Here is a 13,441-nt window from a genome sequence, read left to right as displayed (position 1 = left end):
CCGCCACGGATGAAACTGCGGCGCGCCGCCGGTCTGCCGCGGCCGCGGCCGCGGTTGTGTTTGTGTTTGTGTGTGTGTTTGCGGTTGCCGCTGTGTCTGTGCACGCCGATCGCTCATGTGCGCGCCCTCAACACATACGGCGACAGATAGATCGTCGAGAAAATAAAGAGCCATACAAGATCGACGAAGTGCCAGTACAGTCCGCCGATCGTCAGCGCAAGACAGCGCTTCTCGTCGAAATAACCGAGCGCGGTCCACAGCAAGAGCAGCGCGAGCACGACGAGCCCGACCAGCACGTGCGCCATATGAAAGCCCGTCATCGTGAAATACAGCGAGCCGTATAAATTCGAGGTCAGGCCATACGGATGGTCTTGCCACTCCTTGAGCTGGATGCCGACGAAAATCACGCCCAGCACGAGTGCGGCGGCCATCGATGCCACGGCCCAGCGTATGCGGCGCCGCTTCACGCAGCGCTCGCAGAGCATCACGAAGACACTGCTCGTTAGCAGAATGACGGTGTTGGCGCCGCCCAGGCCGAGCTTCGGCAAACCTTCGGGCGGCCACATCCGGCCGCTTTGCGAGGCGAGATACAGATACGAGAAGATCAGATAGCCGAACAGCGACCCTTCGGTGACGATCAACGCGAGGCAACCGAACCAGCCGCCCGAGCGCTCGCCCGCGCTGCCCACGGGTAGACGCAGTTGCTCGCGGCCGGCGTCTTCGTGCAACGTGTCGCTCATGTCAGCTCCCCACATCGTGCACGCGCCGCGGCTCGCGCTGGATCAGGCCGCGCTCGGGCCACAGCCACACGACGATCGACACGGCGCAGCCGAGCAGCATCGCCGCGGCAAACCACCACGTCTGCATCGCCAGCCCCGCGAAAAACAGCGCCGAAAACACGCCCAGGGCGAACGGCGTATACGAGTCTTCGGGCATTTTCAGAATCACGTCGGGCCGCGCTTCGAGCGCCGTCGTACCGAGCGCTTCGCGGCCATGATCGAGCAGGTAGCCTTCCGCGAGCGACGAACGGTTGCCGTTCTGCTCTTCCTCTTCGATGCGCCCTTCCCACAGCGGATGGCGGCTCGCGATGGTCGGTACGACCGCGAAGTTGTACGGCGGCGGCGGCGAAGCCGTCGACCATTCGAGTGTGCCCGCATCCCATGGGTTATTGCCGGCGGGCGTACCGCGCCGCAAGCTGTAAAACAGGTCGCAGAGGAAAATCAGGATGCCGAACGCGAGCACGAACGAACCGATCGAGGTAATCAGATTCACCGTGTTCCAGCCCATATCCGGCGCATACGTATAGATGCGGCGCGGCATGCCGAGCAGCCCTGCGATATGCATCGGAAAGAACGCGACGTTAAAGCCGATAAACATGACCCAGAACGCGAACTTGCCGATGCGCTCGCTCATCATGCGCCCCGTGAATTTCGGAAACCAGAAGTACACGCCGCCGATCACCGGAAACACGTTGATGCCGAGCAGCACGTAATGCAGATGCGCGACGACGAAATACGTGTCGGTGAGCTGCCAGTCGAACGGCACCGCGGCCGTCATCACACCCGATACGCCGCCGATCACGAACAGCAGCACGAAGCCCGCGAAGTAATAGAACGGCACGCGAAACACCGGCCGTCCGAGCCAGATCGTGGCGATCCACGCGAACGTTGCGATCGCGCTCGGCACCGCGATCGCCATGCTCGCCGCGCCGAAGAACGACAGCGCGAGCGCCGGCAGGCCGGTCGCGAACATATGGTGAATCCATACGACGAAACCAATCAGCATGGTCGCGATCGTCGAGAACGCGACCGGCCCGTAGCCGACCAGCGGCCGCCTGCAGAACACGGGCAATGCATCGGAGACGATGCCCATCGCGGGCAGCACCACCACATAGACCCACGGGTGCGCGAAGATCCAGAACAGATGCTGCCAGAGCAACGCACGCCCGCCGTTCGCGACATCGAAGAAATGTGTGCCGATGCGCCGGTCCATCCACAGCAGGAAAAACGCCAGGCTCACCGACGGCACCGCGGCGAGGTTGCCGCACGATGCCGTCATCGTGCCCCACACGAGTACCGGAACGCGATCGAGCGACATGCCCGGCGCGCGCATGCGCAGCAAGGTCACGACGAAGTTCACGGCGCCGACCGTCGTCGACATGCCGAGCAGCACCATGCCGAGCGCGTAGACATCGATATTCGGCCCGCTGTCGTATTCGAGGCCCGATAAGGGCACGTAATTGAACCAGCCCGCGTTCGGCGCTTCGCCGAGCGGGAAACTCGCGTACAGAAAAATCGCGGCGAACAGAAACACCCAGTACGAAAGCGCATTGAGGCGCGGAAACGCCATATCGCGCGCGCCGAGTACTAGCGGCCACAGATAGTTCGAGAAACCGGACAGCACGGGCAGCGCGTACAGAAAGATCATCGTCATGCCGTGCATCGTGAAGATCTGGTTGTACTGTTCGGGCGTGAGCAGCGTCGCATTCGGCCGCGCGAGCTGGACCCGCATGATCAGCGCTTCGAGGCCGCCGAGGATCAGGAAGACAAACGCCGTGACCAGATAACGCATGCCGATGCGCTTGTGGTCGACCGTCGATAGCCAGCCGCGCCAGCCGGGCGGTGTTTCCCACCACTCGCGCAGCTGCGTCTCGGCCGGGCTGCCGCGCGCGACGACACCGCGTTGCAGCGTTCTTTCGAGCGGCGCTACGCGCGTCGAAGAGGATGTCGTCGTGTCGGCCATCTCGGTTCCGTGTTCGTTTCAGTCGTTCAGCGTGTTCGATGCGGTGCCATGCGCATGTTCAATGCAGCGTCGCGAGGTAGGTGGACAATGCGGCTGCCTCGTCCGCCGTCAACGCAATGCCTGGCATCAGCGAATCGGGCTTGATCCGCTGCGCGTGGGCGATCCAGTCGAGCTGATGCGCGGGCGTGTTGGTCATCGTGCCGGCTGCGATCAGGCGACGCGAATCGAGATGCGTGAGATCGGGTGCCTGCGCGCCGTTCGCATCGGTACCGCGCACCGTATGGCAGCCTGCGCACCGATCGAGGAAAAGCGCGCGGCCATGCGCCGCCAGCGTGTTGGCGTTCGCCGACACGGGCGCGGCAGGCAGCGCCTGCGCGCCGCGCCAGGCATCGAAGCCGGTGCGCGCCTGCGCGACGACTTCGAACGCCATATGCGCGTGCTGCGCGCCGCAAAACTGCGAGCATTGCCCGCGATAGACGCCGGGCGCATCCGCTTGAATCCACTGTTCGTTGATCTGCCCTGGAATGGTCTGCGTCTTGCCCGCAAGTTGCGGCACCCAGAACGCATGGACCACGTCGGCGCTCTTCAGCACGATTTTCACGGGCTCGTCGACGGGGATATGAATTTCGTTCGCGGTGACCAGCGCGGGGCCGCCGTCGGCATCGCTGTATTCGACTTTCCACCACCAGTCGTAGGCGGTGACGGTCAAGGTCAGCGAAGGCGCATGCGGCGGCGCCGCGACCGAATTGAGCGTGACCAGCGTGTACGCGAGCGCGGCAATCAGGAACACCGACGAAATGCCGGTGCCGAGGTAGACCCACCGCATGCCGGTTTTCTCGCCTCGCACGATGGTCGGGCCCGCGTGATCCGCTTCGATGCGGCGACGACGCGCAATCGCCACGGCCAGCAACAGCGCGACGACCACGATCACGGCCATCGACAGCGCGGCGAGCGCCCAGCCAAGCCGCATCGTCGGCCCGGCAGCGGGACCCGCCGCATGCAGGAAATAGTCGAGGGGTGCGGCGTGCGTATGAATCGCTTCGAGCTTCCATTGCATCCGCCCGCCCTCCCCTCAAGGTTCGATGCCTGAATCGAGCGCGTCACGCGCGACCGGTCGGCCAACAGATGCGCAGCAAGAATCGGACTCAAGCAGCGGACCCGAGCAGCGGACTCAAGCGGACCCGACCGGCCGGATCGCGCAAAGGCAGGACTCGCGGAACGCGCGCCGCTCCTCGGGGTTTAGTACGATGGACGTCCCAACGGGACATTTATCTGCGGCAGCCGAGGTGACCTCGCGACTTGCCTGCCATCGGGCTTGCGTACGCGCTAGCCGCGCCATCCATCAATCCTTCCCTCCCGGAATGACAGCGCCCAGCACCTGCCGCGCGGTATTCGCAATCACGCTGCCCTCCTTCGGATCGCCTTCCATCAGCGTGCGCGCAAAGGCTTTGGCTTGCGGCAATGTGACATGCGGCGGCAGCGGCGGCACTTCGGGATCGCACTTCACCTCCAGCACGACCGGCCGCTTCGCGGCGAGCGCCGTTTCCCACGCATCGGCCAGCTGCTCGGCCTTGTCGACAAAAATGCCGGTCAGCCCGATTAATTCCGCGAAGCGGTGATACGGCACATCCGGAATCTGCTGCGAGGCGTTGAACTTCGGATCGCCGTTCATCACGCGCTGCTCCCAGGTGACCTGGTTCAGGTCTTCGTTATTGAGCACCATGCAGATCCAGCGCGGATCGGCCCACTGCTTCCAGTATTTCGACACCGTAATCAGCTCGGCCATATTGTTCATCTGCATCGCGCCGTCGCCGACCATCGCAATCACAGGGCGGCCCGGATAAGCGAACTTCGCGGCAATCGCATACGGCACGGCCGCACCCATCGACGCGAGGCCGCCCGATAGCGACGCCATCATGCCGCGCCGGATCTTCAGATCACGCGCGTACCAGTTCGCGCACGAGCCGGAGTCGCTCGTCAGGATCACGTAGTCGGGCAGGCGTGGCGACAGTTCGGTGAAAGCGCGCTGCGGATTCACGCCGTTTTCGGTCGGCTGATGCGCGCGTTCGTCGAGTGTTTCCCACCAGCGCGAGGTCCACCGCTCGATCCGCGAACGCCATGCGTCGCTCGTTTTCTCTTTCAGAAGCGGCAGCAGCGCGCGCAAGGTCTGCGCGCTGTCACCGACGAGATTCACTTCCATCGGATACCGCAGGCTCAGCATATCGGCCTTGATATCGATCTGCACACCGCGCGCATCGCCTTCTTTCGGCAGGAATTCCGAATACGGAAAACCCGAGCCGATCATCAGCAGCGTGTCGCAGGTGTTCATCATTTCGTAGCTCGGCTTCGTGCCGAGCAGACCGATCGAGCCCGTCACCCACGGCAGATCGTCGGGCAACGCGGCTTTGCCGAGCAACGCCTTCGCGACGCCCGCGCCGAGCCGGTTGGCGACTTCGATGACTTCATCGGTGGCGTTCAACGCGCCCGCGCCGACGAGAATCGCGACCTTGTGGCCCGCATTGAGCACTTCGGCTGCGCGTTGCAGCTGGTCCTGCGTCGGCACGACGTTCGGCCGCTCGTAGCCGATGCCCGAATGCGCGGTGCCGTGCTTGCGCGCGGGCGGTTCGTATTCGAGGTCCTGCAGATCGTTCGGCAGAATCACCGCGGTGACACGCCGCTCGGCGAGCGCGATCCGTATCGCGCGGTCGACCATATGACGCACCTGAGCAGGCACACTCGCCTGCTGCACATACGAGCCCGCGACATCCTTGAACATCGAGGCCAGATCGAGCTCCTGCTGATAATGCGAACCGAGGCCCGCGCGCGCCTGCTGACCGACGATCGCCAGCACCGGCATATGGTCCATGCGCGCGTCGTAGAGGCCGGTGATCAAATGCGTGGCGCCCGGCCCCGAGGTCGCGATGCACACGCCGAGTTCACCTGTGAACTTCGCATGCGCGCTGGCCATGAAAGCGGCCATTTCCTCATGACGCGTCTGCACGAACTCGATCTTTCCTTCCGCGCGATTCAATGCGCCGAACACGCCGTTGATGCCGTCGCCCGGGTAGCCGAACATCCGTGTGATACCCCAGTGATGCAGCCTGTCGACGATAAAGTCGCCCACTGTCTTTGCCATACAGCCTCCTGCGGAAGAGAAGTTGTGCCGGACGCGTCGCGCGTGTCCGGCGTGTCTTGAAGCTCGTCATCGCGTTCCCGAAGTTCGTACGGCGGCGAGCGGCTCGACGCGACTCTGCTGCTATTGCCGCTGTTCGGCTTTCTGCCTGCCGAAGATCCGCATCGAGGCGACCGTGAGCGCGATCGAGCGCGATCTGACGAGCGAAGGGTCTGGTACTACGCTACTTTGGCGATGGCCACGGGACCGCCAAAGCCGGGAAGCAGGAACGCGATATAGGCCATACGCCGCCGCGCGACCCGACTGATGCGCGACTGATGTGCGACTGATGTGCGACTGATGTGCGACTGCTGCGCGACTGCTGCTCAACTGCAGCACGACGCGTACTCGCGCCGCTTCACGTGCGACGTCCACCGGCGCGCCGCACGTCATCCGGTATGCCTAGCCGACCAGCAAGGATTGCCCGCCGTCGATCCACACCGGTGTGCCCGTGATAAACCGTGCCCGGTCCGAAGAGAGATAGACAACCATTTCCGCAATATCGTCGCTGCTGCCGGCCTTACCGTCGGTTAGCGGAATCTTGCCTTGCGGATATTCGGCGGCTTCCGACGCTTCGGCTGCCGAGCGAGTCTGGGTGTTCTCGTCGATCTCGGTGTCGATTTTTCCTGGACAGATCACATTCACGCGAATCCTGTGCTTCGCGAGTTCGAGCGCCGTCATCTGGCCAAGCGCGAGCAAACCGGCTTTGGTCGTCGAATACGCGGACGCGCCGCCGTGACTGAACATGCGCGTGCCGTTGATCGACGAAATGATCACGACCGACCCGCCGCCCGCGCGCTTCAGGTGCGGTACGGTCAGATGCAGCGTCATATAGGCGCCGCGCAGGTTCGTGTTGATCGTGTTGTCCCATTCGGCCGGCTTCAGTTCGTCGATCGGCGCCCACACGCCGTTGATGCCCGCGTTCGCGACGACGATATCGAGCCTGCCGCTTTGCGAAATCGCGCGGTCGAGTGCCTGGCCGAAGCCGAGGTCGTCGCGAATGTCGGCGGCAAAGCCAAAGGCGTCGCCGCCTTGCTTCACGATCTGGTCGACCGTCGCGCGTGTCTCGTCGTCCTTATGCGCGTGCACGATCACTTTGGCGCCGGCTGCAGCGAGATGCAGTGCGCTCGCCTTGCCGATGCCCGACCCCGCGCCCGTCACAAACGCGGTCTTGTTTTGCAGGTTCATTCGGTTCCTCCGCTGAAAAATTCGCGCCTTTGACGCGCCTGAATACGTTGGTTCAATCAACCGCCGCCGATGCCTTGCAGCACCTTGCCGGTGCCGCCGCAGACTTCGCAGCGCTCGCCTTCGACCATGCCGGTGCCCTCACAGACGGCGCACACGTCCTCGCCTACGCCGGGTGCATCGGGCGGTCCTTCGTCGCCCGGCGAAAGGGGGGGTTGATCGGATTCCATGATGTCCTCCATGTTCGGTTGCACTGCGCGATCCCACCGCGCAATTGCACCGCGCGATCGCACGACGGTATTGCGTTACGGCTTGCGCGTATTGTCGGAGCGCTTGCGCTGCGACGGACGACCGCCGCCGCCCGGCGGCTCGGGATGGTTGCCGGTGCCGTGCGGTACTTCGGCTGTTTGCTCGGGATGCACGTTGGCGCGCGGCGGGTTCGCTTGCTTCATGGCTTCGGTGGGTTCGGACGGTGTGCCGGTGCTGCCGGGCTCGCGTCGATTGCGCGCATCGCGATGAGAGTCGTGAGAATCGCGAGAATCGCGAGAATCGCGAGCGTCTTGCGACGGCTGGTTGCCGTCGCGATTCTGGTTCGGTGCCATTGTTTCTCCCTCCTTGAGGCCGCTTGCTTGAAACGCAGCAACCAGCAACGCAGCAACAAGCGGACCAAAGCCGACCAAAGCAACTAAAGCGAACTAAAGCGAACCAGGCGAACTAAAGCGAACCGAGCGGGACAGACCGACGCGGAACGCTCCTTGCTGAGCCGTTTGCTACGGTTCAATTCACGGAGAATTTCATGCTCGCTCACGAAATGCCCCGCAACAAACCGCACGGCGTCCATCCGCGCGTGCGCGTGCTGTATTCCGGTTCTGTTGTGCTCGCCGCGTCCGGTTCATCGGCGCCGAAGCGCCACGACGAAAAGCATCCGCATTCGGAACGCTCGGAAAAGAAAATCGACGAAGCGGTGGAAGACACCTTCCCCGCCAGCGATCCGCCCGCCACGGGCGGCACGACGCGTATCGATCCGTCACCGTCTGCCGACGATGCGAAAGACAATGACAAGGCAAAAAACAGGGACAACGCAGCACGCCCGCGTCCGGCTTCGGACAAAGGCGGCAACCCGTGATGCACTTCAGCGGCGGCCACGGCCTTGACGACCTCGATGACCTGAACAAACGTGCGGTACAACATGACTGAAAGTCCGGCGCAAACGCCGGGCGTGCGTGACAAGCTTCGCGGCGAGTACAGCGAGACCGCTGGTCGTGCGCACGGCGGCGATCGAGCGTCGCACGGCAGCGGCGATGAAGACCGCCACGATCGTGGCGATCGTGGCGATCGCGACGGCGGCCGCGACGAAGCCTCGCAGCACGACGACGGCAAAGACGGGAACGCAAAAGACAGCGCAAAAGACAGCGCTAAACACAGCGCTAAAGACCATACCGAAGCCGGCGGCGAAGGCAGCGGCGCGCACGCCGGAACAGAGAGCGACCGTGACGACGCCAAAGACAGCGACCGCGACGACGACAGCGGCGGCAAGGACGGCGACGGCGAAGAGAAAAAGCCGCACAGCCGCAAGCCGCTCTACATTCTCGCCGGCCTTGTGCTGCTGCTGATGGTCGCGGGCGGCATCTGGGCGTTTGCCACGCGCAATCAGATCACCACCGACGACGCCTATACCGACGGCAACGCGATCACCATCGCGCCGAAAGTGTCGGGCTATGTCGTAACACTTGCGGTAGACGACAACACTCATGTGCACAAAGGCGATCTGCTCGTCGTGATCGACAAACGCGACTACATTGCGCAGGTCGATCAGGCGAAGGCGGCCTTGGGCCTCGCCCAGGCGCAGTTGCAAGCTGCGCAGGTGCAGCTCGATATCGCGCGCGTCCAGTATCCGGCGCAGTACCAGCAGGCGAAGGCGCAGGTCAGATCCGCGCAGGCCAACCTTACGCAGGCGCAGGCCGCCTACGACCGGCAGCATTCGGTCGATGTCCGCGCGACGTCGCAGCAGAATATCGATGCGGCCAACGCGCAGCAGCAGAACGCCAGCGCGAGCGTGCAGGAAGCGCGCGCGCAGTTGCAGACGGCAAGCCTCGTGCCGCAGCAGATCCGTCAGACACAGGCCACTGTGGCCGAGCGGCAGCAGCAGGTCGAGCAGGCGCGCGCGCAACTGGAACAGGCGGAACTGAATCTGTCGTACTGCGAGATCCGCGCCCCGTCCGACGGCTGGATCACGCGGCGCAACGTGCAATACGGCAGCTTCCTGCAGGCCGGCACGTCGCTCTTTTCGATCGTCACGCCGCAAGTCTGGGTGACCGCGAATTTCAAGGAGTCGCAACTGACGCGCATGCGCCCCGGCGACAAGGTGAAGGTGGACGTCGACGCGTACCCGGACCTCGAACTGCATGGACACGTGGATAGCATCCAGCTCGGCAGCGGCTCGCGCTTCTCGGCATTCCCGGCGGAAAACGCCACCGGCAACTTCGTGAAAATCGTGCAACGCGTACCGGTAAAGATCCTGATCGACAGCGGCATGCCGACCGATCGTCCGCTGCCGTATGGGCTTTCGGTGACGCCGAAGGTGTATCTGAAGTGACGCGAGGTGAGACCCCGGGTGCAGGTTAGACCCGGGTTAGACCCGGGTTAGACCCCGGGCGCCGCGAGGTGTCCCGCAGTGACCTGAGTACTTCGCCCTCGCCCGCGCTCACCAGTCGGGATCGTTCACTTCCTGCCGGTAGTCGCAGGCGCGGTTCACAAGCCGGTGCGGCCGGCCGCTCGCCTGCAGCACCTCGCGCCAACCGGCGAGTTCGGCCAGCGAATTCGTGTGCAGTACCGCGTACGCCTTGGCGTTCGGCCCGGTGCCCGGGAAGTACTCGATCGGGTCGTCGCCGGTAACCGGCAGCATGCGGATGTCCGCCTGCAAGACCTGCATTTCGTATTGGGTCATCTGCGTTCTCCATTTCAGGTCGAGCGGTTCGATAAGCAGACCAACCGCAGCTCAGCAGGCAGGCCGATTGCGCGGACCAGCGCGGACCAGCGCGGACCAGCGCGGATCCCCAGCATACGCCGTACCCGGCGCCATGTCGCGAATAGGCCGCCGCGGGCGCGGCACAACCTGTGCTTAGCGCTCAGACAGTTACTCAAACATGAAGCAGCGCCCCTCTCACCATGACGATGCGCGAGGATCACCCCATCGCAGACGATCCACCGGCCCATAGCGCCGCAACCGGTAACGAAGCCGACCGGCCCACGCAACACGACGCGTGGTTGCAGGAAGGCCGCACGTGCGCATGGCTGCGACGCTCGAAGCGCCTGCGCGTGCTGATCGATGCGGCGGACTATTTCGATGCATTGCGTGCGGCCATGGCGCGCGCCCGCGACACGATTTTCATCGTCGGCTGGGATATCGACAGCCGTCTCGAGCTGACGCCCGAAGGCGCGCGCGGCGGTCTGCGCGATAACCTGCCCGCCGGTCTCGCCGATTTTCTATGTGCGCTCGTCGAAAAAGAACGGCATCTGCGCATCTATGTGCTCGCGTGGGATTTCGCAATGCTCTATGCATTCGAGCGCGAGTGGTTGCCCGTCTATAAGCTCGGCTGGCGCACGCATCGGCGCGTGCGCTTTCAGCTAGACGGGCGCCATCCGCTGGGCGCCTCGCATCATCAGAAACTCGTCGTGATCGACGACCGTGTCGCATTCGCGGGCGGCATCGATCTGACCGGCTCGCGCTGGGATACGCCCGAGCATCATCCGCAGGCGCCGCTGCGCCGCAACGCGAATGCGGCGCCCTATCAGCCGATGCACGACGTGCAGGCGATGTTCGACGGCGCGGCCGCCGCCGCGCTTGGCGAACTCGTGCGCGAACGATGGCGCCGTGCGTCGGCGCGGCACGTCGAGCTGCCGCCGAATACGGCGGAGGCAGCCGGCACAGGTCACGCCGCCGCTCATACCGATCCGTGGCCCGAGCACGTGCACGCCGATATCGAAGACGTCGAACTCGGCATTGCCCTGACCGAACCCGAGTACGACGGCCGCCCCGCCGTGCAGCAGATCCAGCAGATGTACATCGACGCGATCGCGCGCGCACGCGAGAGCATCTACATCGAGAACCAGTATTTCACCGCGAGCCGCATCGGCGCCGCGCTGGCGGCACGTCTCGCGCAACCCGACGGCCCCGACATTGCGGTGGTCGGCCCCGAGCGGCAAACCGGCTGGCTGCAGCATGCGACGATGGGCGTAATGCGCGCGCGGCTGCATATGCTGATGAAGCAGGCCGACCACCACGGCCGCTATGCGATGTACGCGCCGACTGCGGGCGGTTTCACGCACGACCAGTTCATCAACGTGCACAGCAAGCTGATGACGGTCGACGACGAATTGCTGTTGATCGGCAGCGCGAATCTGAACAACCGGTCGATGGTGCTCGACACCGAATGCAATATCGCGCTCGATGCGCGCGGCGACCCGCGCATCAGGACGATGATCGCCTCGGTGCGCCATCGCCTGCTTGGCGAACACCTCGACGCGACGCCCGAAGCGGTTGCCGAAGCACTGGCGACGCAGCGCCTGAATGCCGCGATCGCATCGTTGCGGCATGGCGAGCGCACGCTCGCGCCGCAGGAGCCAGTCGCGCCCGCGGAACCCGATGAGCTGACCACGCGGATGTCCGTGTTCGACCCCGAAGCGCCGCTCGCGCCGCAGGAACTCGTCCGCCAGTTTCTGCCCGAGGCGGAAAGCCGCCCGCTGCGCGGCCGGCTGCTCGTGCTCGGCAGTTTCGCGCTCGCGGTTGCCGTGCTCGCGGTGCTGTGGCGCTTCACGCCGCTGGGTCACCTGCTGAGTTTTTCCGCGCTCGTGCGCGCCGCGCATGAATTGCACGGCTCGCGCCTCGGGCCGTTTGCGATCGTCGCGGTCTATGCATTGGCCGCGAGCATTTCGGTGCCGGTCACCTTGCTGATCGCCGTCAGCGGCTTCGTGTTCGGCGCGCTGGCGGGCAGCCTGTATGCGCTAAGCGGAACGATGATCTCGGCGGTCATCACCTACTACGCGGGTGCGTCGCTCGGGCGCGACGCGGTGCGGCGCCTCGCCGGTTCGCGCATCAACCGCATCAGCGAAAAGCTCGGCAAGAAAGGCCTGGTTGCCGTCGTCATCGCGCGGATCGTGCCGATCGCGCCGTTCACCTTGCTCAATCTGGTGGCCGGTGCATCGCATATCGGTTTTCGCGACTATCTCGCGGGCACCGCGATCGGTATGGCGCCCGGCATCGTGCTCGCGACGACGTTCGCGCAGCAGCTGGTCGCCGCGATCCATCATCCGTCGCTGGCGGGCATTCTGCTGGTCGGCGCAATCGGCGCGGTGCTGGTCGGGATCTCGATTGCGCTGCATCGCTTTTTCGCTCGCCGGTCATGAGCGGGCCCCTGAACAAGGATCCGAACGCGCCATTGAATACGCCCTTCAACGAAGATTTGCATGCGCCGTCGATCCACCCGGCGCTGCGCGATGCGCCCGCGACCGCGTCGCTGGCATCCGGCACGGCCGACTCGCGCGTGCTGCGCATCGCGACCTACAACATTCACGGCGCGATCGGCAGCGACGGCGTGTACATGCCGCGCCGCATCGCCGACGTGATCGCCGAACTCGACGCCGATCTCGTCGCGCTGCAGGAAGTGCCGCTTGGCGGCCGCGACGCGCCTGATGTGCTGCCGATGCTGCGCGACGCAACCGATATGCGCGCGATCGCCGGGCCGACCCTCGATACGCCCGAGCGCCGCTACGGCAACGCGGTGCTCACGCGTTTGCCGGTGCGCGGCACGCGCACCTTGAATCTGTCGTTCGGCAAGCGTGAAGCGCGCGGCGCGCTCGACGTCGATATCGCGAGCACGGCCGGCACGCTGCGCATCGTCGCGACGCATCTCGGACTTTCCGCGCGCGAGCGGCGCGCACAGATCGCGTCGCTGATCGCGGCGTTCGACACGCCCGCGCTGCCCGTGATCCTGCTCGGCGATATCAATGAATGGTTCGTCTGGGGGTATCCGTTGCGCGCGCTCGTGACGCACTTCAGGGCGGCGCCCGCGCCGCGCACGTTTCCGTCGCGGTGGCCGGTGTTTTCGCTCGACCGCATCTGGATGCACCCGGTCGAGCGGCTGATCGACGTGCACGCGCATCGCAGCGCGCTGGCGCGCGTCGCGTCGGACCATTTGCCGCTGGTCGCGCGCATCCGGTTGTGAGGGCAACGCGGTGCGCGCCGTCGCGATCGGGCGTGCGACTTGCTAACCCGCTGGGTCTACTCGCTGCGCTGTGCTGACCGCGGCGCAAGCGTCTGCACCTATTCGCGCACAAGCGCAA

The 13,441-nt window shown here is 64.8% G+C and carries 12 protein-coding genes; 4 read left to right on the top strand and 8 right to left on the bottom strand.

All coding sequences use genetic code 11. The features are described 5' to 3' along the window. Positions 1-113 precede the first annotated feature (113 nt). The 7 genes from ACYPXD_RS15235 to ACYPXD_RS15205 form a co-directional block, all read right to left on the bottom strand. A complete protein-coding gene (locus ACYPXD_RS15235) occupies positions 114-740 on the bottom strand; it encodes a cytochrome c oxidase subunit 3 (protein WP_459712653.1) in 627 nt (208 codons plus the stop codon). Between the two features lies 1 nt (position 741). Next, the gene (ctaD, locus tag ACYPXD_RS15230; RefSeq protein ID WP_459712650.1) at positions 742-2,742 is read right to left on the bottom strand and encodes a cytochrome c oxidase subunit I; all 2,001 of its coding nucleotides are present in this window, start codon (positions 2,740-2,742) and stop codon (positions 742-744) included. Positions 2,743-2,800: 58 nt separating this feature from the next. Then, a complete protein-coding gene (gene coxB, locus ACYPXD_RS15225) occupies positions 2,801-3,799 on the bottom strand; it encodes a cytochrome c oxidase subunit II (RefSeq protein WP_459712648.1) in 999 nt (332 codons plus the stop codon). Between the two features lie 285 nt (positions 3,800-4,084). Then, positions 4,085-5,878, bottom strand: a complete 1,794-nt coding sequence (locus ACYPXD_RS15220) for a thiamine pyrophosphate-requiring protein (RefSeq protein ID WP_459712646.1) — start codon at positions 5,876-5,878, stop codon at positions 4,085-4,087. A 438-nt stretch (positions 5,879-6,316) separates the two neighbouring features. After that, on the bottom strand, positions 6,317-7,102 hold the full coding sequence (locus tag ACYPXD_RS15215) for an SDR family oxidoreductase (protein WP_459712644.1): 786 nt from the start codon (positions 7,100-7,102) through the stop codon (positions 6,317-6,319). A 56-nt stretch (positions 7,103-7,158) separates the two neighbouring features. Then, positions 7,159-7,329, bottom strand: a complete 171-nt coding sequence (locus tag ACYPXD_RS15210) for a hypothetical protein (protein WP_459712642.1) — start codon at positions 7,327-7,329, stop codon at positions 7,159-7,161. A 75-nt stretch (positions 7,330-7,404) separates the two neighbouring features. Next, positions 7,405-7,701 (bottom strand): hypothetical protein, encoded by a 297-nt coding sequence (locus ACYPXD_RS15205; protein ID WP_459712640.1) that lies wholly within the window; start codon positions 7,699-7,701, stop codon positions 7,405-7,407. A gap of 194 nt (positions 7,702-7,895) precedes the next feature. On the opposite strand from ACYPXD_RS15205, the gene ACYPXD_RS15200 reads away from it, so the two are divergent. Continuing rightward, positions 7,896-8,225 (top strand): hypothetical protein, encoded by a 330-nt coding sequence (locus ACYPXD_RS15200; protein WP_459712638.1) that lies wholly within the window; start codon positions 7,896-7,898, stop codon positions 8,223-8,225. Positions 8,226-8,288: 63 nt separating this feature from the next. After that, positions 8,289-9,695, top strand: a complete 1,407-nt coding sequence (locus ACYPXD_RS15195) for an HlyD family secretion protein (RefSeq protein WP_459712636.1) — start codon at positions 8,289-8,291, stop codon at positions 9,693-9,695. 108 nt (positions 9,696-9,803) lie between these two features. Here ACYPXD_RS15195 and ACYPXD_RS15190 read toward each other — a convergent pair whose 3' ends face one another. Further along, positions 9,804-10,046 (bottom strand): hypothetical protein, encoded by a 243-nt coding sequence (locus ACYPXD_RS15190; RefSeq protein ID WP_459712634.1) that lies wholly within the window; start codon positions 10,044-10,046, stop codon positions 9,804-9,806. 227 nt (positions 10,047-10,273) lie between these two features. Between ACYPXD_RS15190 and ACYPXD_RS15185 the strand changes: the two genes are divergently transcribed. Next, positions 10,274-12,505 carry a VTT domain-containing protein gene (locus tag ACYPXD_RS15185; RefSeq protein ID WP_459713338.1) on the top strand — a complete coding sequence of 744 codons (2,232 nt, stop codon included), beginning with the start codon at positions 10,274-10,276 and terminating at the stop codon, positions 12,503-12,505. Next, entirely contained in the window at positions 12,502-13,323 is an 822-nt protein-coding gene (locus tag ACYPXD_RS15180; RefSeq protein WP_459712632.1) for an endonuclease/exonuclease/phosphatase family protein, read from the top strand. The genes ACYPXD_RS15185 and ACYPXD_RS15180 overlap by 4 nt, the downstream gene beginning before the upstream one ends. Positions 13,324-13,441 lie beyond the last annotated feature (118 nt).

The sequence above is a fragment of the Paraburkholderia sp. 2C genome (assembly GCF_054589215.1).
Note: the sequence above shows the minus strand (reverse complement) of the source record. Positions and strands in the feature narration are given on the sequence as shown.

Excerpts from the sequence above, each read along its gene's own strand:
- coxB (WP_459712648.1), bottom strand. The coding sequence starts at position 3,799 with ATGCAATGGAAGCTCGAAGCGATTCATACGCACGCCGCACCCCTCGAC.
- ACYPXD_RS15215 (WP_459712644.1), bottom strand. The coding sequence starts at position 7,102 with ATGAACCTGCAAAACAAGACCGCGTTTGTGACGGGCGCGGGGTCGGGC.
- ACYPXD_RS15190 (WP_459712634.1), bottom strand. The coding sequence starts at position 10,046 with ATGACCCAATACGAAATGCAGGTCTTGCAGGCGGACATCCGCATGCTG.
- ACYPXD_RS15210 (WP_459712642.1), bottom strand. The coding sequence starts at position 7,329 with ATGGAATCCGATCAACCCCCCCTTTCGCCGGGCGACGAAGGACCGCCC.
- ACYPXD_RS15195 (WP_459712636.1), top strand. The coding sequence starts at position 8,289 with ATGACTGAAAGTCCGGCGCAAACGCCGGGCGTGCGTGACAAGCTTCGC.
- ACYPXD_RS15235 (WP_459712653.1), bottom strand. The coding sequence starts at position 740 with ATGAGCGACACGTTGCACGAAGACGCCGGCCGCGAGCAACTGCGTCTA.
- ACYPXD_RS15200 (WP_459712638.1), top strand. The coding sequence starts at position 7,896 with ATGCTCGCTCACGAAATGCCCCGCAACAAACCGCACGGCGTCCATCCG.
- ACYPXD_RS15205 (WP_459712640.1), bottom strand. The coding sequence starts at position 7,701 with ATGGCACCGAACCAGAATCGCGACGGCAACCAGCCGTCGCAAGACGCT.
- ACYPXD_RS15220 (WP_459712646.1), bottom strand. The coding sequence starts at position 5,878 with ATGGCAAAGACAGTGGGCGACTTTATCGTCGACAGGCTGCATCACTGG.
- ctaD (WP_459712650.1), bottom strand. The coding sequence starts at position 2,742 with ATGGCCGACACGACGACATCCTCTTCGACGCGCGTAGCGCCGCTCGAA.
- ACYPXD_RS15185 (WP_459713338.1), top strand. The coding sequence starts at position 10,274 with ATGCGCGAGGATCACCCCATCGCAGACGATCCACCGGCCCATAGCGCC.
- ACYPXD_RS15180 (WP_459712632.1), top strand. The coding sequence starts at position 12,502 with ATGAGCGGGCCCCTGAACAAGGATCCGAACGCGCCATTGAATACGCCC.